The sequence below is a fragment of the Lachnoclostridium sp. Marseille-P6806 genome (genome assembly GCF_964238185.1).
Classification (GTDB): Bacteria; Bacillota; Clostridia; order Lachnospirales; family Lachnospiraceae; genus Brotaphodocola.
The window spans coordinates 188093-209534 of the sequence record NZ_CAXSLG010000003.1; the positions used below are offsets into that span (position 1 = coordinate 188093).

General features: G+C 48.1%; 19 protein-coding genes. 6 read left to right on the forward strand and 13 right to left on the reverse strand.

What is annotated here, in order from left to right:
• The 4 genes from ACESON_RS05000 to ACESON_RS05015 all read right to left on the reverse strand — a co-directional run bounded on the left by ACESON_RS05000 (position 1) and on the right by ACESON_RS05015 (position 5200).
• Complete coding sequence (locus ACESON_RS05000) at positions 1–948, reverse strand: NAD-dependent epimerase/dehydratase family protein (RefSeq protein ID WP_177958196.1); 948 nt, start codon at positions 946–948, stop codon at positions 1–3.
• 136 nt (positions 949–1084) lie between these two features.
• Complete coding sequence (locus ACESON_RS05005) at positions 1085–2314, reverse strand: methyltransferase domain-containing protein (RefSeq protein WP_177958197.1); 1230 nt, start codon at positions 2312–2314, stop codon at positions 1085–1087.
• Positions 2286–3212, reverse strand: coding sequence for an NAD-dependent epimerase/dehydratase family protein (locus ACESON_RS05010; RefSeq protein ID WP_177958220.1), 927 nt, complete (start codon positions 3210–3212; stop codon positions 2286–2288). Before ACESON_RS05010 ends, ACESON_RS05005 begins: the two co-directional genes overlap by 29 nt.
• A gap of 11 nt (positions 3213–3223) precedes the next feature.
• The gene (locus ACESON_RS05015) at positions 3224–5200 is read right to left on the reverse strand and encodes a thiamine pyrophosphate-binding protein (RefSeq protein ID WP_177958198.1); all 1977 of its coding nucleotides are present in this window, start codon (positions 5198–5200) and stop codon (positions 3224–3226) included.
• Positions 5201–5454: 254 nt separating this feature from the next.
• On the opposite strand from ACESON_RS05015, the gene ACESON_RS05020 reads away from it, so the two are divergent.
• The gene (locus ACESON_RS05020) at positions 5455–6792 is read left to right on the forward strand and encodes an N-acetylmuramoyl-L-alanine amidase family protein (protein WP_373108734.1); all 1338 of its coding nucleotides are present in this window, start codon (positions 5455–5457) and stop codon (positions 6790–6792) included.
• Positions 6793–6968: 176 nt separating this feature from the next.
• On the forward strand, positions 6969–7388 hold the full coding sequence (locus ACESON_RS05025; protein ID WP_177958200.1) for a hypothetical protein: 420 nt from the start codon (positions 6969–6971) through the stop codon (positions 7386–7388).
• A 38-nt stretch (positions 7389–7426) separates the two neighbouring features.
• On the opposite strand, the gene ACESON_RS05030 is transcribed toward ACESON_RS05025, so the two are convergent.
• Positions 7427–7576, reverse strand: a complete 150-nt coding sequence (locus tag ACESON_RS05030) for a hypothetical protein (RefSeq protein WP_177958201.1) — start codon at positions 7574–7576, stop codon at positions 7427–7429.
• 268 nt (positions 7577–7844) lie between these two features.
• Between ACESON_RS05030 and ACESON_RS05035 the strand changes: the two genes are divergently transcribed.
• Positions 7845–8168, forward strand: coding sequence for a hypothetical protein (locus ACESON_RS05035; protein WP_177958202.1), 324 nt, complete (start codon positions 7845–7847; stop codon positions 8166–8168).
• A gap of 290 nt (positions 8169–8458) precedes the next feature.
• Positions 8459–9448, forward strand: coding sequence for a hypothetical protein (locus ACESON_RS05040; protein WP_373108735.1), 990 nt, complete (start codon positions 8459–8461; stop codon positions 9446–9448).
• Positions 9449–9671: 223 nt separating this feature from the next.
• Here ACESON_RS05040 and ACESON_RS05045 read toward each other — a convergent pair whose 3' ends face one another.
• Positions 9672–10181 (reverse strand): hypothetical protein, encoded by a 510-nt coding sequence (locus ACESON_RS05045; protein ID WP_373108737.1) that lies wholly within the window; start codon positions 10179–10181, stop codon positions 9672–9674.
• Between the two features lie 218 nt (positions 10182–10399).
• Here ACESON_RS05045 and ACESON_RS05050 point away from each other — a divergent pair, with 218 nt between their 5' ends.
• Entirely contained in the window at positions 10400–10984 is a 585-nt protein-coding gene (locus tag ACESON_RS05050) for a TetR family transcriptional regulator (protein WP_177958205.1), read from the forward strand.
• Positions 10985–11333: 349 nt separating this feature from the next.
• Positions 11334–12869, forward strand: a complete 1536-nt coding sequence (locus ACESON_RS05055) for a sodium/proline symporter (RefSeq protein WP_373108739.1) — start codon at positions 11334–11336, stop codon at positions 12867–12869.
• A gap of 97 nt (positions 12870–12966) precedes the next feature.
• Here ACESON_RS05055 and ACESON_RS05060 read toward each other — a convergent pair whose 3' ends face one another.
• The 7 genes from ACESON_RS05060 to ACESON_RS05090 form a co-directional block, all read right to left on the reverse strand.
• Complete coding sequence (locus tag ACESON_RS05060) at positions 12967–14373, reverse strand: cytochrome c biogenesis protein CcdA (RefSeq protein ID WP_373108741.1); 1407 nt, start codon at positions 14371–14373, stop codon at positions 12967–12969.
• A 44-nt stretch (positions 14374–14417) separates the two neighbouring features.
• Positions 14418–15368, reverse strand: coding sequence for a DMT family transporter (locus ACESON_RS05065; protein ID WP_373108742.1), 951 nt, complete (start codon positions 15366–15368; stop codon positions 14418–14420).
• Positions 15361–16629 carry an MFS transporter gene (locus tag ACESON_RS05070; protein ID WP_177958209.1) on the reverse strand — a complete coding sequence of 423 codons (1269 nt, stop codon included), beginning with the start codon at positions 16627–16629 and terminating at the stop codon, positions 15361–15363. Before ACESON_RS05070 ends, ACESON_RS05065 begins: the two co-directional genes overlap by 8 nt.
• Before the next feature lie 199 nt (positions 16630–16828).
• Positions 16829–17278, reverse strand: a complete 450-nt coding sequence (locus tag ACESON_RS05075; RefSeq protein WP_177958210.1) for a bifunctional precorrin-2 dehydrogenase/sirohydrochlorin ferrochelatase — start codon at positions 17276–17278, stop codon at positions 16829–16831.
• On the reverse strand, positions 17275–19740 hold the full coding sequence (gene hemC, locus ACESON_RS05080; RefSeq protein WP_373108743.1) for a hydroxymethylbilane synthase: 2466 nt from the start codon (positions 19738–19740) through the stop codon (positions 17275–17277). The genes ACESON_RS05075 and hemC overlap by 4 nt, the downstream gene beginning before the upstream one ends.
• A gap of 167 nt (positions 19741–19907) precedes the next feature.
• Complete coding sequence (locus ACESON_RS05085) at positions 19908–20696, reverse strand: HAD-IIB family hydrolase (protein ID WP_177958212.1); 789 nt, start codon at positions 20694–20696, stop codon at positions 19908–19910.
• A complete protein-coding gene (locus ACESON_RS05090; protein WP_177958213.1) occupies positions 20693–21280 on the reverse strand; it encodes a xanthine phosphoribosyltransferase in 588 nt (195 codons plus the stop codon). The genes ACESON_RS05085 and ACESON_RS05090 overlap by 4 nt, the downstream gene beginning before the upstream one ends.
• Positions 21281–21442: the final 162 nt, after the last annotated feature.

The window sequence follows — 21442 nt, forward strand, 5'->3', positions numbered from 1 at the left end:
TTAACCTCCGTATTCCTCCTCCAGCATTCGCCGGATTCCTTTTTTAAAGGAAACCTGCTCCTGCCAGGTCTCCTCTGTCAGCGCCTTCAGCTGCCGAACCACAGGGCAGATCGACAGAGCGCCTTCCTTTGCCTGCACAAAAGTACCGTACTCCAGACTTCCCTTTTCTCCGCAGATTCTGTGGATTTCCTCCACAAACTCCCGCAAAGTTCTGGTATCCTCTGAGGCTACGTTGACCACGCGGCATTCACCCTCGTGGAGATCGGAAAACCGGTACAGCTCTGTCACTGCCCGGGCTGCATCTGAAATCTCCATAAAATTCCACCTGTGGAGACAGGCGCTTAGGCTTACTTTATGGTTTTGGGGAAGCTCTCTCACCAACGTGGAAATAATCGACCAGGGATGATCCCCTGTTCCGTAAACACTGAAAAACCGCAGATGATAGAAGGTCATCTGGTTCTGACTACAGAATGCCTCTGCCTTTTTGGCAAATTCCAGCTTGGCTCTTCCATAGGCATTGACCGGATGGCACTCCATAGCTTCCTCCATGGTTCCATCAGCGGTAATTCCATATTCTACCCTTGATCCCGCATCCATAAAAACCTGACATCCCAACTTCCGGGCCGCCTCCAGACACGCCAGAGAACCGTCCACATTAGATGCCTGAACCTCCGGCGAATCGATTTCCTCACGGTTCACCCCGCCCCAGGCAAAATGCAGAAATCCATCTGCATGTCCAATCAGGGGAGCGCAGCTTTCTGCCTCCTCCATAGTGGCCTCAATCCAGGTTAAATGTTCATGAACCGGCAGACTTCTCCGCTGTCTGGATTCCGGGCGCACCAGAGCAAATACTCTTGCCCCCTGTGCCAGCAGCTGCTCTGCCACATTTCTTCCGATAAACCCGGTTGCCCCGGTTATCACAATCCTCTGTCCCTCCAGATTTCTCATGCTCTCTCCTTCTGTACTTCTGTCATCCATCAATTTTCACGTAACAGTTCAGCCTTGCGTGGATTCCTAAAGCTTCTTGTCCGCTGTAAGCGGGCAAGAAGATGCAAGGCTGAACTGTTACATTTTCACTGAGACATTACAGCCATTCTACCCGGTTGGTCCGCATGGCGCAAATTTCCACATCGCTGCCAAACCGCTCCCGGATAATACCTGCAATTTCATCCGTATATCCCGGCGCTGTAATAAGAACCACATCCACAGGATTGGCAAAAAACTCATCCGGAGCCACAATGGGAAGATGGGAAGCAGGGGCAAATTTTCCCTGCTTAAACGGAGCCGAATCAATCATATATTCTGCCCGGCTTCCCAGGGGCGTTGTCGCCGCCAGAGTAAATCCCTGATGACTTGCTCCCCACAGGGCAAAGGTCTTGTCTTCCTGGTGAAGCCGTTCCATCAGTTTCGTGGTCTCATCCATCACAACCCGGTATCCATCTGTCAAAGGATCTACAGAAACCAAAGCTGCCCCTGAATTCCAGTCTGGATTTTGAAGGTTTTCCGAAACCGCCTCCGCCGCTTCGTCTTTCCGCTGCGCAGAAGACTCAAAACTCCAGTCCGGTTTCTTTTTGACAATCATGGAAATGGTATCCCGGTTGATCATCTCCTCCTCCAGTACAGCAAAGCCATACTTTTCCAAAAGAGCCCGCAGGGTTTCAAAGGAATAATACGCCAGATGATCCCGAATCAGCTCATAATAACTGCCCTGTTCCAGAATATACTCCAAGGCAGGCACTGTCACAAGGCCCATACCGCCCTCGGAAAGATTGTGGTAAATGGCCTCAAGCATTACTCCCGGCTCTGGCTGGTGCTCCAGAAAATTAAAGGATAAGAACACATCAAAGGGGCCATTCTGAAACTGCTGATCCGCAGTCTCCGGAAACTCTCTCCACACGGAAAGACCAGCTTTGACCGCTTCCTCCACCAGCGCCTCCCGATGCTCCATTCCATAAACCTCCACTGGAAACTCCGTCAGCACCTTCAGAAATTCCCCACGTCCGCATCCGACTTCGATAAACTTTTTCCTGTTCAGATGCCAGGTATCAATCAGATGGCGGTACTGCTTTCTTCTCAGCTCTGTCATAGTAGTTGAATATCCGCCGGCCCGAATTACATCTCTATAATAGGAAACCGGCTGGCAGTCAAACTGCACCAGACCACAGCAGCTGCACTGATACAGCGGCAGATCCACCCCCTGATCCTCTTCTACATTTTCCCTGTCAGGAATATCCTGAGCGGAAGCCGGCGCCTGTTTCAGCGTAAACAGGGCAGTTTCCGGCAGACTATGCCCGCAGGCTATGCAATGTTTCATAGATTCCCTCCGCAAATGTGGTCACAGGCCTCCACCCGGTTTCCCGGCATATTTTCCCGATATCCGGCATCAAATCTGCCGGCCCCTCCGCATTCTGCGGCCGTTCTCCATATCGGAAGGTTCCCTTTTTTCCACATATTTCATACATTTCTTCAATATAAGCCCGCAACGGGCGGGTATCATTACCTGCAATATTATAGACACCTGCACGGCCTTCTGTCAACAGGCATACCAGAGCAGCAGCCGTATCTTCTATATAAAGAAAATTCCACATCTGGGTACATTCTCCCAGCTTCATCTCTTCGCCCCGGCAAAAAGTCTCCAGACAGGTCTGCACCAGAGACCAGGGATGATCCCCCGGCCCGTATACGCTGAAAATTCTGGCATGGACATACTCCATGTTCAGCATCCGGCAAAGCTTCTCTGCCTGCCTGCCAAAATCCACCTTGGCAATTCCATATTCTGACACAGGACGGCAGGGCATATCCTCTCTTGTTTCCTGATGATACACCCCATACTCTGCCTGAGAACCGGTAAACAGAAACCGGCGGCATCCAAGAGCTGCTGCACTCCGCACAGCCTCCAGAGAATTCCTTACATTCTCCTGCTGCACCTGCCTCTTCATCCGGTTATCGCTTCCAGCTCCGTCCCAGCCGATGTGAAGCCAGACATCTGCTCCAGCTGCTTCCGGAGCCTGCTCCAGCTTTCTGATTTCCTTCATATCCAGCTCTGCCACTGCCAGCCGCTCTCTGGCTGCTTCCGGCACTGCCTCCCACAAATGGGAAAGATTTTTTGAACCCGGCCGGACCACTCCGCAGACCTGGTGTCCCTGATGCAGAAGCAGGCGTACTGCCGCAGTGCCGATAAAGCTGGTAGCTCCTGTTACAATTACCTTCATCATTCTATCCTTTACTCTTTGATTCTTGGAATAATCATCATGGCATCCATCTCTTCCTCTGGAAGGAATGGAGACAAATCCTCCAGCGGCGGAGAAACCATGGTTCCGTCCGGAAGACGCTTTGCTGAAGACTTTGGCTCAAAATTCTGATCGGTTGTCACAAACACCTCGCAGATTACTGGCCCCTCCAGAGCCAGCGTCTTCTCCACTGCCCCGGCCAGTTCTCCGTTGCTGCAGGCTCTGACATAAGGATATCCATAAGCTGCCGCCAGCTTCTCCATATCCGGGAAGCTCAGATCATGGCTGTCCTCTCCAATGCCCACTAACGGCTCCCCAAAGAAATTTTTCTGAGTCTGGCGAATAGAATGGTAGCCCCCATTGTTAATCAGGAAAATCTTAATCGGCATTCTGTGATGAATAATCGTCTGCAGCTCCTGAAGATTCATCTGAATGCTTCCATCTCCAGTCAGCAGGATAATATCCTCTCTGGCTGACGGCTCCTCCTGGTATTCCGGATCCCGGGAAGCCACAAAGGTCCCGATAGCTGCCGGAAGATCATATCCCATAGAAGCAATGGCAGAATTGGTGATAAACCGCTGGCCTTTTTTGATAATGTAAGCATGACCTCCAACCACGCAGGCAGAACCATTTCCCACCACTGTAATCTGATTTTCCTTCAAACGGCTGCTTAATTCCTCTACCAGAGCATAGACATTGGCCTCCCGTCCCGGCTCCTCTTTCCGGTGCTTTGGAAGAACCACAGGATACCGCTCTCTCCACATCCGGCAGGTTTCATTCCAGTTCATTCCCGGCAGTCCCTCTCCGCCGTCAAACACAGGAAGATTTTTGCCGCCTGCCGCGTATTCCTCCCGCAGCACCTCTGCCATTGTCTCCAGCAGATCCCTTGCATCTGCATGAACTGCCATATCTGTATGAACGCTGGGCTTTTTCAGCTCCTCTGCATCTGCGTCACAGTAAATAATCCAGGCCTCTCTTGCCCAGGTTTTATAATTATATCCCACCTGACGGATGCTGAGACGGCTTCCCACAGAGAATACGAGATCACTGTTCTGAACAGCCAGATTGCCCGGGCGATCTCCCATATTACCGGCTCTTCCCGCATACAGTGGATGTGCATCTGGAACGCAGTCCTGACTGTTCCAGCCAGTTACCACCGGAATCCCCAGCATATCCGCAACCTCCAAAAAGACCTGATGAGCCCCAGCAATGCGGATTCCGTTTCCTGCATTCAATACCGGACGGCGGGCCTGACGGATCTTTTCCAGAATTGTCCGAACCGTTTCTTTGCTGACCTTCGAAGGAAGAACCTGACGGTGCTCTCCCTTCCCTGCGATATCCTCCTCAATACCATACTGAGCCTGTCCCTCTGCCAGGGCCCAGCCGGTACCGCCTGCCTCGTAATCAGCAGGATCAAACCCGATTAACTCATCCGAATCCACATACGCGCCCTGAACATTCAGCGGAATATCCAACCATGCAGGTCCCGGACGGCCAGACTGGGCCAGATAAAGAGCCTTTTCCAGGCAATAACGAATTCGCATGGGCTCCACCACCATCTCACTGTATTTTGTCATACAGTCAATGGCCTTGGTAATATCAAACTCCTGATCCCCCATAGCCCGAATTCCCAGCCCTGTCCAGCGGGCTGTGGTATCATAGCGAACCTGCCCTGATAAAATCAGCATGGGAATAGAATCCAGCCACCCGCCGACAACTCCGGTAATCGCATTGGTTCCTCCTGGTCCCGTAGTTACACATAAAGCAGCAATTTTATTGTGGATTCTGGCATAAGCCTCAGCTGCTATGGCACAGGCCTGTTCGTGATGCTGATAAAGGCAGTGAAGCCCCGGCTGATGTCCCAGAGCGTCATTTAAATGCATGGCGCCTCCCCCGGTCACGGTAAATACCTGATTGATTCCGCTTTCCGTCAGTTTTTGTGCAATATAATTGGATACCTTTATTTTCATCGGGAAGTCTCCTTTCTCCTTCTTTGTCTGCCCCTTCTCCAGCAGACTGTTCTGCGGCTAGTATACCATAGTTTCCCGTTTCTTGCACGGATTTATTACCCCACTGGTTCTGACAGCCCCCTCCCCATCTGCTTCCACCCTGTGCCAGCGCTTCCAGTAACCCTCACTTTTCAAACCGCTCGTTGTCCGTTATACTGGCCTGGTAATGCAAACACGGATTTTCGGCCACATGAAAAAAGGAGAGTAAACAATTTATGAGAAAAGAATGTAAGATTCTGGCTGTATTATCCACCGCTGCAGTGATGACAGCGGTAACCCCTTCTGTCTTTGTTCCCGGGCTGGTTCAGACCGCCTTTGCCGCTTCCGCCGGATGGGTGGAGGAGGAGGGTTCCCTTCGCTATAAGGACAGTGATGGCTACTATCTGACAGATTCCTGGAAAAAGAAGGACAATCAATGGTACTATTTAGATGAAGACGGACACATTACTCGTTCCTCCCAGGTGGACGAATACTATGTGGACGAGGACGGCAAACGGGTTTCCAACCAGTGGGTCAGCGTAAGCAATGAAGACGAATGGGATGACGAAATGCCGGAAACCAGCTGGTATTATTATGGAAAAGACGGCAAATCTGTGGTCTCCAGATGGCAGACCATTGATGGCAAGGATTATTACTTCAATGACGAAGGCCATATGCAGACGGGAAAGCTGGAATTAAACGGCTTCCACTACTATCTGGGCGATGAAAACGACGGTGTTATGAAAACCGGCTGGATTCAGCTGGAAAACGAAGACGAGTATGCAGATGAAGATATGGTATGGCACTACTTTGACAGCAACGGCCGCATGGTTATGAACCAGGTAGACCGGAAAATAGACGGAAGCTATTATACCTTTGAAAACGGAATTCTTCAGACCGGCTGGTACCGGCTTCCTGTAGAGGAAACTGCAACAGCCTCCAATGCCGCAGAGCCCTCCATTGCCTCCTATCAGTATTACGAAGAGAATGGCAAGCGGGCTGACGGCTGGTATCAGATTGAAGGAGCGCCGGAAATCAGCGAGGAAGGCGAAATTTTCACCTTTTTCTTCAAAAAAGGCGTTCCCTATCACGCATCTGCCGAGGGCGTAGAGGTATTTTCTGTTGATTCCAAGCGATACGGCTTCAACCACCGGGGTGAGCTGGTAACAGGACTTCAGCAGGTCCGCACCGAAGACGGTGTTCACAATTTCTACTTTGGAGATGAGGGCATTATGAGAACCGGAAAGCAGTCCATCTATGATGAGGATCTGGGCGAAAATCAGACCTGGTTCTTCTACACTGACGGCAGCAATAAGGGACGCGGCTACCACGGAATCCGTGACAACAGCGTTTACCGTCAGGGTCTGCGCTTAAGTGCAGACCGGGATCTGAAATATGCGCCGGTTGAGCTGGACGGAATTTCCTATCTGGTCAATGCCTCCGGATCCATCCAGAGGGCGTCCTCTTCCTCTAAATCTCACACAAGACCGGAGCTGGGCGCTGGTTATAAGGATGTTACTGACACCAACGATAAGGTTTGGACTGTAGACACCAACGGAGTAATTCTTCCGTAACCACCAGGCTTCTTCTTTTTGGAACAGACGCTTTTTGCACCCCTGTTTTTACCATCCGTTCAAAAAAAGGGCTTTCCGCCCTTTTTTTCTTTTTTCCAAAACTTTTTTCATTTATTTGTTACATATTCCTGTCTAATTCGTCATATATAAAGACTATAAGTAGGAGTGTATAAAAAATGAATGATTTATCTGTATATTATTGTCCCAAATGCGGACGCTATGCCTATGTCCAACGAAATTCCCATATTTCCTGTTCCGCCTGCAGCTATGACATGAAGCTGCTGTCTGTTTCCTGTACGGAATTCATGCACCTTTCTCTGGAAAAACGAAATGTTCTGATTCTGGATCACATTCTGTCTGAAGCCAAACAGAATTCTTCCGACACTACTTCCGATCAAGATGAGCTTTGCCTTACCGGTTCCTGCAGCTATCGCCATATGTTTTTCTCCATGAATATGCGTCTTCATGAACTGCAGAAAGAAAATCAGCAGCTGAATCATACTGTAGACTGGATGCATCAGACCATCTGGAAGCTGCTCTCCCGAAATAAGGAGCTGGAAAAACGCCTGGAACACAGCCGCTCTGGCAGCAGCTAAGCGTTTCCTGCTCCGGTACATCACCTGCCTGTTTTTTTCTATTCTTTTAATCCTGTGATATATTCCTCTATCAGCCGGTTTAGAGTTCTGTTCATCTGAACCAGAGTATCCAGCAGTATCTCTCTGTCCTCCTTTAATTTCCTGTTCTCTTCTGTCAGCTTCTCCAATGTCCTGTTTCTGTCATCCATACTTCATCCACCCCTTTTTTCTGAATTTATGCATGTAAGAATCACTATACGTCTTTTTTCTTTATTTGAAAAGGAAAACCTGTCGCAAAAAGCGACAAAGTATTTCTATTTTTAACGATTTTCTTACGATCCCAGTCAATTCCTTACAATCCTTCTCTGAGTATTGCCAGATAAAAAACCTGTTGTTATAATAAAACCAGAAACCGATCCAATATATTTGTGAGATCGGCTCCAATAATCAGCATAGAACAAAGGAAGGTGAACTGTCGTGAAAAAGAAAACAGGAGCAGCGTTGGCTTTGGCCTTTGCCTGCAGCCTTCTCAGCGTCTTCCCTGCATTGGCAGGAGAGTGGCGCCAGACAGAAGATAAAGAGTGGCAATACATTCAGGATGATGGTACAAAAGCGACCGGATGGCTGGAGGTAGACGGCAACCGATACTATCTGGATGAGAACGGCAACCGAAAATCTGACTACTGGTACAAGGAAGATGGCGCCTGGTACTATCTGGACGAAGATGGTGTGATGGCTAAAAATACCTGGATCGATAACTATTATGTGGACAGTACAGGACGTTTCGAGAAGAAACGTTAAAAAGACAGGAGCCGCAAGGTTCCTGTCTTTTATTCCATAGGAAATTACGTCCTATGAAATAAAAACGCTCCTCGAGGATCGCCATGCGGCGGAAGAAAATTTCGTCTCCGAAGCGGCTCGCCGCAGGCGGAGAAGTTCGCGAGCGAGCTTTTTTCTTGTTTTTTTATGAAGTTTCTATGATAAAAACGTCATATAATCTTCATATTTTATCTAGTTGTGCAGATTTTCTATTTATGATATGCTTTTAGCATTGAAACAACAAATCAGATTATTACAGGAGGTATTACTATATGAGAAAAAAAATATTGGGATTTACTGCAGCTGCGTTCGTTTTAACCATGTCTACCGGAATTACCGCATTTGCAGGTTCCTGGAAAGAAGATGCCATTGGCCGCTACTATGAGAATGATGACGGAAGCCGCCCTGTATATGCCGGCTGGTTCACCGATCCGGCTGACGGCGCTGTATATGCCATGGATCCCGATGGTTATACCATGCCGAACTCTAACATGGGTTCCTTCCGCACAGACGATATGGGACGCCGCATCGATAAAACAGAGGAAGATCTGAAGAGAGAAAACGAGAGAAAGGCTGAGCTGGCAAAGCGCCCCAGCCCTGCAAAAAAGCAGGCCGCTGCTGACATCGCTGCCGATGCCGCTACTGCCGGAACCTCCCGCGCTGCTACCGGAACTCTCCGTTCCACCTTCCAGGCAGAGATGGAAGCCTTTATGAATAAGATTCTGCTGCAGGTTCAGGATAAGCGTACTGAGACTACGATCCGCACAGCCGGTACAGAAAACAATACAGAGATTACCTATGGTTTCCAGAACCCGGACGGCTATGTATTTATTACCTCCTCCATCTGGAAAACCTCCAAGTCTACTGCTGCCAACTACAAGGAACAGGCCTTTGAGATGTCCTACCACTTTGATTCCGCAGTAGCTGATATTGAAGCCTACAACGAGGCCTATAACCAGCTGATGGTTGCTGCTCTTGGCGAAACCACAGGACCGGCTGTTCTGGATTATATCCAGACTGAGAGAAACAGCGGTCATACCAGCTTTGACAAGACCGGAGCCACCGACAGCGGCAATACCTACACCGTAAAATATCGGGATGGACTGGTATCTCTGGCTATTGTCTGCAGCGAAGTAGATCCTACCGCATCCAGTGCTCAGGAACAGGCTGCTGAAGAGGCTGCACAGGAAGCTCCCCAGGAGCAGACACCGGCATCTTCCGTTATCCTTGCCGGAACTCCCAAAGAGGAAAATGCACAGTAAGCTTTTCATATAAAAAGAAGCTCGCTCGCGAGCTTCTCCGCCTGCGGCGGGTCGCTTCTGCGACAAAATTCTCTTCCGCCGCATGGCGATCCTCGCAGAGCGTTTTTGTGTCATAGGATGCACTTTCCTATGATACAAAAACCGGTTCAGAATAAAATTCTGAACCGGTTTTTTGCGTTGAAGAAGGATACCGCATCACACAGTCCCTTCTTATTTTTCCCTATTACTGGATATCAAAAGTTACATATGAATCTGCTGGAACTGTGGTTTCATACATCGGCTCCCCGTCTGCCTCATACTGAGACTCTTCATAAATCTTCAGATGAAGCTCTCTGTCCTGGAAATATCCCCCAAAGCTGTCTTCCTCTGCTGTTCCATAGGAAAAGTCCTGCATGGCAACCTGATCATTGAATCCCTTCACAACCTGATCTGCATACCAGGCTGCATCCTCCGGAGAAGTTCCGTCCTTTACAACCACAGACATATCTACATATGCCTCATCTTCATGAAGTTCAAATGCAAAGGCTGCTCCCATGGGAAACTCACTTTCATCCAGCCACACATCCTCTACATCTGCCTGAAGCTGCTCTTCATCCAGTTCAATATTATTATACATATTGAAGTCCGGCTCGAAGGAGCTTTCCGGCTGCACAATGTTGCTCTTCGTGCAGGCGCTCAATGCTGCTGCACAGCCAACCGCAATCATCAAAATTTTCATTTTTCTGCTAAACATGTTATTTCCTCCTCAATTTCAAACAGGCAGTTTGTATTATATACGATTCAATTCCTTTTGGATAGTGCTTTTTCAAATATGTCATAAAATATTCACAAATTCGCATGGTTTCCTTAATACGCGGCCTGAATACAGCCATAGAATCCCTTCTCCTATGGCAGAAATATCTGCGCTGTGGTATACTGGGCTTCATCAGATAACTGCCAAAGGAGAATATCATGGCCAGAAAAAACACACGAAATACGCGAGGCAAAATCGTCAATGCCGCATGGAAGCTGTTTTATGAACAGGGCTACGAGTACACTACTGTAGAAGAAATCATTGACTTGTCCGGCACCTCAAAAGGTTCCTTTTACCACTACTTTGACGGAAAGGATGCTCTGCTCAGCACCCTGAGCAATCTTTTTGACGACAAATATCAGGAATTGATTCCTCTGCTGAAGCCGGAAATGACTGCAATGGAACAGCTTCTGTTTCTTAATGATGAGCTTTTTGGAATGATCGAAAACAGCATTTCTCTGGAGCTTTTAACCCGCCTGTATTCCACTCAGCTGACAACCAGCGGAGAAAAACATCTGCTGGATCATAACCGCATTTACTACCGACTGCTGCGAAAAATCATTTCTGACGGACAGTCAGCCGGTCAGCTTACCTCTCAGTCCACCGTCAGCGAAATGGTAAAACTCTATGCTCTCTGTGAACGGGCTCTTCTCTACGACTGGTGTCTCTGCGGCGGGGAATATTCCCTTCGCCAGTACAGCAAACGTGTTCTTCCTGGATTTTTAAGCAGCTTCCTTCCCTGAGGCGGAGGCTGCATTGTTCCGCAAATTCCTCCTAAAATTCAAAAACTGGTTTTTATTCAAAAAAATTTATAATTCGTATTTATTTTATTTATAATATTCGTCTTGTTATTTTTCCTTATAATAAAAGAAATATTTTAATATTTTCAAAATTCGTATAGTATTTAGTCTATACTGCATTCTGTATTGTAGTCTATTTTTCTTCGTGCTATAATCCCCCAATATATATGTAACAATTCAGCCTTGTGGGGATTCAGTCAGGAAAACTTGTTGGGAATTTGCTTTCATAAGAGTATTGATGCTTGAATCCACATAAAGCGGACGATTACAGGGAATGAGGAGGATTACCATTATGAAATCTGGACTTACAGGAATTATGATCTCCATTGTCGTTTATCTGGCGGCCATGGTATATGTGGGATGGTACTTTAGCAAGAAGGGAAGCGGAGATTCCTCAGACGAATTCTATCTGGGCGGAAGAAAGCTGGGCCCCTTTGTAACTGCCATGAGCGCAGAAGCCTCTGATATGAGCAGCTGGCTTTTAATGGGACTGCCTGGTCTTGCCTATCTGACCGGAGTCGCCGATGCTGGCTGGACTGCCCTTGGCCTTGCTGTCGGAACCTACTTAAACTGGCTGATTGTTGCAAAACGGCTGCGCCGGTATTCCATTGTCTGCAACGCTATCACCATACCCGAGTTCTTCTCCCGCCGGTATCGGGATGAGAAAAATATTCTGATGTGCATTTCTGCCGTCATTATCCTGATTTTCTTTATTCCCTATACCGCATCCGGCTTTAAGGCAGTCGGAACTCTTTTTAACAGTCTGTTCGGCTTTGACTACCACGCAGCCATGATTATAGGCGCTGTAGTGATTATCGGATATACTATTATGGGTGGATTTATGGCTGTTTCTACCACAGATTTGATTCAGAGTATTGTAATGAGCATTGCTTTGATCATTATTGTTTTTTACGGAATTCACATTGCAGGCGGATGGAACGCCGTTATGGATAACGCACGCTCTCTTGCAGGATATCTGTCCATGACCCAGATTCACGATCCTGTTTCCAATACCGCAGCTCCCTACAGCATGATCTCCATTTTTTCCATGATGGCCTGGGGACTGGGATACTTTGGAATGCCCCATATCCTTCTCCGTTTTATGGCAATCGAGGATGAAAATAAGCTCGGCTTATCTCGCCGGATTGCCTCTGTATGGGTGGTCATCTCCATGTTTGTTGCTATTCTCATCGGTATGATCGGATGTGGCGTTTCCGCTGCCGGAAAACTGGAAACCTTTACCTCCAGCGCAGATTCCGAAACTATTATTATCCGTCTCTCCGGACTGCTGGGAGGCCACGGCTTCCTTCTTTCCATTGTTGCCGGTATTGTACTGGCCGGCATTCTTGCAAGCACCATGTCCACTGCAGACTCACAGCTTTTAACCGCTGCCTCCAGTGTATCCCAGAACCTGCTGCAGGACTTTCTGAAAATCAAAATGAATGCAAAAACCTCCATGGCTGCCGCACGCATCACCGTTCTTGCTGTTGCTCTTGTTGGAATTATTCTGGCCTGGGATCCAAACAGTTCCGTATTTACGATTGTATCCTTTGCCTGGGCCGGATTTGGAGCTGCCTTTGGACCCGTTATGCTGTTTTCCCTTTTCTGGAAGAGAACCAATTTCTGCGGCGCTCTGGCAGGTATGATTTCCGGAGGAATCATGGTCTTTGTATGGAAATATGGGATTCGTCCTTTAGGCGGAGCATGGAATATTTATGAACTGCTTCCTGCCTTTCTGGTCGCCTCTGCTGCCATTCTTCTTGTTTCCCTGGCAACTGCTCCGCCCTCAGAGGATATTTGCTGCCAGTTTGATTCTGCCAGCAAATAACATGAACTAACAAAAAACAGTACCGCTGAAAATCTCATTCTACACAGATTTTCAGCGGCACTGCCACATTTTACAATATCCTATGACTTAAAAAGCCTCAGCCGCCGCTTCTCACTCCAGTCATAGTCTGCTGCACAATACTTTCCATCATATCAAAAGACAGCATCCCCGGAACATATCCAAATACATTGCCATCCCGATCAATCATAAACGTTGTAGGGTAAGAGGATACGCCATACTGAAGAAAGGTATTTCCTGAAGAATCCATCAGTACTGGATAGGTATATCCCTTGTCTTCCAGAAATGCCTTAACTCCTTCTTCATCCTGCTCCTGCCACTGTCCCGGAGCAGCTACCCCCAGAACAATCAAAGCCTCCTCGCCTTCCTGATCATAGGTTTCATACAGCTTCTGAATATCCGGCATCTCTGCCTTACATGGAGGACACCAGGTTGCCCAGAAATTCAAAAACACCGTTTTCCCTTTATAATCCGACAGCCGGTGAGTATTGCCGTACTGATCCTTTAATTCAAAATCAATGGCCGGCGGAAGAGTGGAGCCAGTCTTCGTCTCATCTGCAGAAGCCGCTCCTCCGGCATCTTCAGATACGTCAGTGCCTTCTTTTGCAGCACTGCTACCTTCTGCTCCATCTGCATTTTCCTTTGCAGCACTGCCGCCCTCTGTCCCATCTGCATTTTCTTTTGCAGCACCGCCGTCTTCTGTCCCATCTTCTCCCGGCATTTTGGGGACTTCCCCGCTTTGTTCTGTACCTGCAGTTACCCGAGACAGATATCCAGTAATGTCATTCATCTTCCCTGTAAACATCATCAGTCCCATGGCAACCATAAGGATTCCGCCAATTTTTACTGTATACTGCACCACACCTCGATGCTTTTTGAAAAACTCCAGCAGAGTTGTTGTAAACAAGCCTACTGCCAGAAACGGAAGCACAAATCCAAGAGTATATACGCCTATCAGGACAACCCCCGCCATTCTGGATGCGGCAGATGCCGCCATCAAAAGCACACTGGTAAGAGCCGGTCCCACACAGGGCGTCCATGCAAAGCTGAAGGTAAATCCCATCAAAAGAGCCGTTACTGGTGACATAGCCAGCTTATCCAGCTGAAATGGAAGACGCCGTTCCTGCCCCAAAACCCGGGAAGTTCCAAAAATCCCCAGCTGGTACAAACCAAAAAATACGATCAGCACGCCGCCAATCCGGGCAAACATTGCCTGACTGGAATGGAAAAAGCTTCCTACAGCCGTCATTCCCAGTCCCAGAAGGAAAAAAGCAAAACTGACGCCCACCACAAAAAACAGAGTATTTACCATCACCTTTCCCCGGTGATAATGAATTTTCCCATCCTCGCCTCTCACGCCTGTTCCACCGGACAGATAGCCGATATAAAGCGGAAGAAGCGGAAGCACGCAGGGCGAAAAAAAGCTAATGAGTCCCTGAAGAAACACTGTCACTGCCGGTATACTTACATCAAATTGAAATCCCATAGGGTATGCATTCCTCGTCTTTCTATTATTCCTTATTTTTCAGTCTATTCACGTTTCTGCTGGCTTTTCCCGCCGTTTACCACATAAATTCCAAGACTCACCAGTATCAGAGCTGCCAGGGTATTCCAGGTAAGGGCCTGTCCGCTTTCTCCCAGAAATACCGCAGAAAGCAAAACGCCAAACATCGGATTCATAAATCCAAAAATTGTCACACGGCTGACTGGATTATACTTTAGCAAAACACCCCACAGGGTATACGCCACAGCCGAAAGAAAGCCCATATACAGAAGAAGCACATAGGCAGAGGGGCCTGTCGCTCCTGCCAGGGTTCCCCCAGAGGCTGCGCCAATTACCATCAGAGCAAGTCCGCCAATCATAAACTGATAGCCAGATAACATAACCACATCAAACTGCCTGGAATATTTTTTAACCAGTGCGCTGGATATGGCATAAAAGATCTGCGCCAACAGCACAAAGCCCTCTCCCAGAAAAGAAACATCAAACAATCCTTCTGAACCGGAGCCGGACAGATTTACAATCACAATACCTGCAAATCCAAGAAGACAGCCTGCAAGCTTTCTGCCATTCAGCGTCTCATAACGGAAAACAAGGCTGGCAAACAAAATGGAAAAAAACACATTGGTTCCCGTAATAATCGCGCCATGAACACCAGTTGCATGGGAAAGCCCTACATAAAAAAACACATACTGCAGAATGGTCTGACTCAAAGCCAGCTCCACAATCGCCAAAGCCGATCCCCTGGGCGGAAGAATCCATTTTCTGCTGGTCAGGCTGTGCCAGGCAATTACCAGAATTCCCGCCAGAAAAAATCTTGTCCCGGCAAATAAAAGGATGGAGCTTGTGTCTGTCGAATCGATCTGAAACAGCCTGTATCCTGTCTTAATCGCCGGTGTCGCGCTGCCCCAGAGGAAACAGCACACGCCTGCCAGAAACATCACAACCCGAATATCTGTTAAATTTATTTTCTTATTCATTCTTCTTCACCGGCTTATGAATCATCACACTGCAGAGAAGGGCCGCAGCCGCTGCTCCAATCATCATTAAAAATGTGCTTAAAAAGGAACCGCTTCTGTCATATAAGATTCCAGCAATAGTACTTCCAAAAGAGGATACCAGAAGATTCATATTTATAATCGAAAAGTTTACCGGAAAATGCTTTCTTCCAAAATAATCACTGATAAAAGCTGAGTTTGTAGGATTGATACCCCCATAAGAAAACCCGGTACAGATAAATCCTGCCACAATAATAGCAAATCTCTGCTGTAAAAGAGCCAGAACCAGGATGCCTACAGACACCAGAAATGCCAGCGTAATCACCGCCATCGTCCGGCTTCTTCCAGCCTTATCATACATACCGCCAAATACTACACGGCCTATGCCATTAAATATGGAAATCAGCCCCACTACCGTTGCAATCGTACCAGGCTCCACGCCCTGCCCCACTTCAGAGGCAACCCCGCTGGCCTGAGAAATCAGCGCCAGTCCGGCAGCACTCAGCAGAACTGCCCAGGCAAAGTACAGCCAGAATGCTCTGGTCTTTACCATCTCCACTGCTGTCATATCCACAGATGCTTCTGCCTCAGCGCCTGCTGCAGTCTTTCTTCCTGAATTTGATTTTCCTGACTGTTCCCCATCCAGGATTTTCTCTATATCCTGCTTCGTCGGCTTTACAAAGAAAAAGCCGCTGACAGCCATAACGACCAGAATAATGATACCGAACATGAAAAAGGAATTTCTCCATGCATCAATTCCAACTCCGGAAGGAGTTACTGCCTGATAGATCTTTCCCACAATAAAGCTGCTGATTCCAAATCCCATAAGAAGTAAACCGGAAACCAGCCCCTGTTTATCCGGAAACCAGCCGGAAATTGTACTCATAACCGCATTGTACACCAGACCAGAGGCAAAACCGCAAAGCACTCCATAACCCAGATAAAGCACAGCCGGACTCTGAGCCCTGGATGCGATAAAAAAGCCCACAAAGAAAACAACTCCTGAAGCCCATACATGAAGCTTTACGTTTATTTTTTTATTTGCCAGACCTCCCAGAAAACCGCCTACACAGAAAAATCCCATGCAGATGGTAAAAGTAAGAGACAGCTGCGCCTTACTCCACTCTGGAAAATAAGCCCCTATCGGTGAAGACAAAACACTCCATGCATAAACCATTCCCGCCAGCAGCAGCACCATAACACCTACTGCAGCATAAATCCATCTTTTGTTTTTTGTACTCATTCTCTTTCCTTTCCACTTTTTCTAACAATCTTGACAGCGATGCTGAACAAAGCGCTGTCTAAAACCGCATCCAGGCCGTTGAAATCTTCCAATTTCAGCGGCCTGTTTTCGATTCGTTGTTTTTATTGTATCGATTTTTTTTATAAAGTCAATGTTTTTCTGCAGGCGCTGTCTAAAACCAATCCAGCCCCCAAAATAATCACCAGCCGGACAGCCATTTTCGAAGCTGTCCGGCGACCGTAGCTGCAAGACGGTGATCCTTTCCTGAGGCAGTGACTCCAATTACCAGATTTTCTCTTCTTGCAATTCCTGGAAAATAAAAATCACACTGTGTCCTGTCGCTGCAGCTGTTTACCGGAATTCCCCGTTCCCGGCACAGCTCTGCCACAAGGCTGTTCAGCTCTTTGTCATCCGTAGCAGCCAGAACCAGAACCGCCCCCTCCAGATCCTCTTCCTGAAACCGGCGGCGGTTCCAAACCGCCGCCAGCTTTTCCATCTCCGGACGGCCCTCAGGCGCAGTGACCATCAGCTCTGCGCCAAAAGGAGACAGCGCCTCTGCCCTTCTCAGCGCAATGCTTCCAGCTCCTACAATCAAAATTTTCTTTCCGGAAAGATTCACAAACAATGGAAAATACGGATATTCTGTCATCGTGAAACATCCTCCAAAAGCGCTGCTGCAATTCCTGCTGCAGTATATTCCCTCGCTTCCAAATCCACATGAATTCCCAGATTCTCTGCTGTTTCTGCAGTAACCGGCCCAATAGCAATCACCCTGGCGGACTCCGGAAGTCTCCTGCGAAGCATCTGCTTCATCGCATGAGCCGCAGAACTGCTGGCCAGAACCACATAGTCTACCGTTTCTGCCAAACGGTTCAGCTCCTCCTGGCGCCGCCAATCTGTCCAGGTCTCATACACAGGCGCATCTGTAAAGGGAATTCCTGCCTTTTCCAGTTCCTGAGGAAGAACAGGAGAGCCATTCTTCGCCCGAAGTATTAAAACCCGATCTGTTTTTTTCAACTCAGGGATCCACTCCTTCGCCAGACCTGCTCCGGAAAAATTTCCCGGCACAAAGTCACAGATAAATCCATGCTTGAAAAGTTCCTCCGCCGTTCCTCTTCCAATTGCTGCAAACTTCACATGCATCAGAGTCCGCAGATCCTGCCCCATCTGTCTCATCATCTGGAAAAACAGATCGACTCCATTTCTGCTGGTAAATACCAGCCAACCATACTGAGCCACATTTTTTAAGGCAGCTGCCGTTTCCTTCGTCCAGAGTGGACGGCTTTCAATAAGACTCACTGCTACACATTCTGCACCAAGAGGCTTCAGTTCCGCTTCCAGTTCTGATACCATATGGCGAGTCCCTGTTATCAAAATCCGTTTTCCTGCTAAGGCTCCTCTGCCGAACCAGTCTAATCGGGATTCCATTTCCACTGCCTCACCAATAATAATAAGCGCCGGTGTAGACAGTCCCTTTTCTCTCACCGCAGCTTCAATGTGTGCCAAATCTGACACTGCTTTTTTCTGCTTTGCCGTGGTTCCGTTTTCAATCACTGCTGCCGGTGTGGCCGGATCTTTTCCGTATTTGATCAGCTGCTCTGCAATAAACCGAAGATGTCCAAGGCCCATGAGAAATACCAGAGTCCCCTCTTCCTTTGCCAGGATCCGGTAATCCACAGAAGCTGTCTGCTTTCCGTCTCCCTCATGCCCTGTTATTACATGGAAAGAAGATGCTACCTCTCTATGTGTTACAGGGATTCCGCTATAAGCCGGAACACTGTATACTGATGATACTCCCGGTATCACCTCATACGGAATTCCCTGTTCTCTAAGCGCCAGAGCCTCCTCACCGCCTCTTCCAAAAATGTAAGGATCGCCGCCCTTCAGACGTACAACGCTTTTTCCTTCCATTGCTTTTTCCACCAGAATCCGCTGAATCTGTTCCTGTCTCATAGAATGCTTTCCAGAGCGTTTTCCTGCATAAATCAGCTCTGCATCCAGCCTTGCCTCGTTTAGCAGAGAACCGGAAATCAGATTGTCATACACCACTACATCAGCCTGACGCAGGTATTCCAGCCCTTTCCTGGTAATCAGACCTCCATCTCCCGGACCAGCTCCAACCAGGTAAACCGGCTTGTACTGAAGGCGCGCTGCCAGCCTCTCTGCCAGCCTCCCGGCAGTCTCTATAAGCCCTCCTGAAAAAGGCTCTTCCTGTTCCCATTCCAGCGCCTTATCTGCCTTCCATTGAGCTTTTTCTTCTTCCACAATCAGCTTTTCTTCAAAAATCACCGGATGAATCCCATCTCTTGCGTACATAGCTGTCATCATCATCGTTTTCTCATGAATCCTACACCAGGCGCCACAAGGAGCATTGCAGCCGCCTTCCAGAATCCGCAGAAATTCCCGTTCTGCAAAAAGCTCTGCAGCTGCAATTTCTGAATGAATGCTTTTCAGCATCATTTCCAGCCGACCGCCCTCTTTCTGATCCTCTCTGCGTACCTCTGCTGCCAAAATGCCCTGACCAGCCGCTGGGACAAAGCTGTGTTTATCCAAATATTCCAGATGTAGGCCTTCTTCCTTATCCAAACCTAAACGCACAAGTCCAGCCGCTGCCAAAAGAATTCCATCGTACTCCCCCCGGCGCAGCTTTTCTATTCTGGTCTGTACGTTTCCCCGCAGAAGCTTAACCTCCACGCCCGGATTCACTGCGCGAATCTGCAGCTGTCTGCGAAGACTGCTGGTTCCGATCACACTGCCAGCCGGAAGCTTTTCTGCTGGAGTGCCGTCTAAAGTAACCAGCACATCTGCCGCCTCTTCCCTTTCAAGTACCGCACCAATACAAAGTCCTTCTGGAAATTCCATAGGCATATCCTTAGCGCTGTGAACCGCCATATCAATCTCTCCATCCAGAAGTGCTGTCTCCAGTTCGCCTGTAAAAACGCCTTTCCCTCCAAAGCTTGTAAGAGAACGATCCAGAATCAAATCTCCTTTGGTACTCATTGGCACCATCTCGATCTCTGTTTCCGGAAATTTTCGTAAAATAGCATCTCTCACAATCTCTGTCTGTATCATTGCAAGCTTACTTTTTCTGGTTCCAATTCGCAGTTTCATTTTCTAATCTGTCAACCTTTCTGCTGTTTTTCCTGTTAGATGACAAAAACAGCCGCTTCTTTCGTCACGGCTGTTTTCTCATCTCTCCTGTTTCTGCTCCGGCATATCTGCCTTTGATTGTCCTTGCCGCAGAAGTGAACCGCATTCCCTTCCGCAGGTGTTTGCGGCTATTCCAGCAGCCCCAGCTTCTCCATGGCGTACCAGATGCCGTCCTGTTCTACTGTCTTTGTAAAAAAGCTGGCGTAAGGTTCCAACTCCCGGCTATGATGTCCCATAACAATGGCATTAGGCACATGCTCAAACATAGCCAGATCATTGGTGCTGTCTCCAAATACATAAGCATCTGTCAGCTTCAGCCCATATTCCTTCAGAATAATGTCAATAGCAGAAGCCTTGCTGTGTCCCTCTGGAACGCACTCATAGAATCCGTCTCCCCGATCAATCACCTGAATCTCCAGTCCCAGGCTTCGGAAGAATCCAGCCTTATCACTTTTTTCATCGGCCAGAACACAGAACTTTTCTACCGTCCCGCACTCCTGGTTCCAGTCTGTAGAACGGATAAATGCCTTCATAGACTGGCGAAGTCTGCGTCCTTCGGGAAAACGACTCTCCGGGCTGCCCAGATAACAGCCGTCCCGTCCTTCCAGAATTCCGTCCACATCAGCTGCCTCCATGGCTCTGCAGATCTTTTTGACCTGCTCCTGAGGCATTGCCCGGTGATATAATTCCCGTCCCTGAGCCTCCACATAGGTACCACAGCCACAAAGCCAGCCATCCACCTCCAGCATGCCCTTAATTGGCCCCAGCGAGCCATAGGAACGCCCTGTATTTACAAATACCAAATGTCCCAGGGAACGGGCAATCCGTAAAGCCTCTTTGGTGCTTTCCGGTACCTGTCTGGTAATCTCACTCAGCAAGGTTCCGTCAATGTCAAAAAATAATGCTTTCCTGTTCACACCTTATCATCGCGGAATACAATCTCTCCGCTCTCCTCATCCATACTCTCCACAATTGCCAGAGACTCCAGACGAATTCCCTGCTTCCGAAGCAGATCTCCGCCTACCTGAAAGCCTTTTTCAATCACAATACCAGCTCCAACCAGCTCTGCACCAGAATCCTTCACCAGACTTGCCAGTCCCTCCAAAGCCTTGCCGTTTGCCAGAAAATCATCAATCAGAAGCACCTTGTCTCCTTTTCCCAGAAATTCCTTGGATACAATAATATCATAGGTTCTTCCATGCGTATAGGATTCCACCTTGCTGGTATACACATCTCCGGCAATATTCTTTGTCTGGTTCTTCTTTGCAAATACAACTGGCACATGGAACTGCTGTGCAACTACGCAGGCAATCCCGATCCCCGATGCCTCAATCGTCAGAATTTTATTGATCTCCACATCAGAAAAGCGCCGTTTAAACTCTTTTCCAATCTCCTGAAACAGGTCCGTATCCATCTGATGATTCAGAAAACTGTCAACCTTCAGTACATTACCCGCCTTAATCTTTCCATCTTTGCGGATTCTCTCTTTAAGCAGCTCCATAGAATACCCCCATATTATTTTATATATAATTGTTCAGAACGGGCCATCTTCTTGTCCGGCAAGGCCGAACAAGAAGCATCGGAGATTCCTCCGATGTCAGAACTGGAAGAAAAATCCTCTTACAAGCAAGCTTGACACTGATTTTTCTTCCAGTTCTCCCGC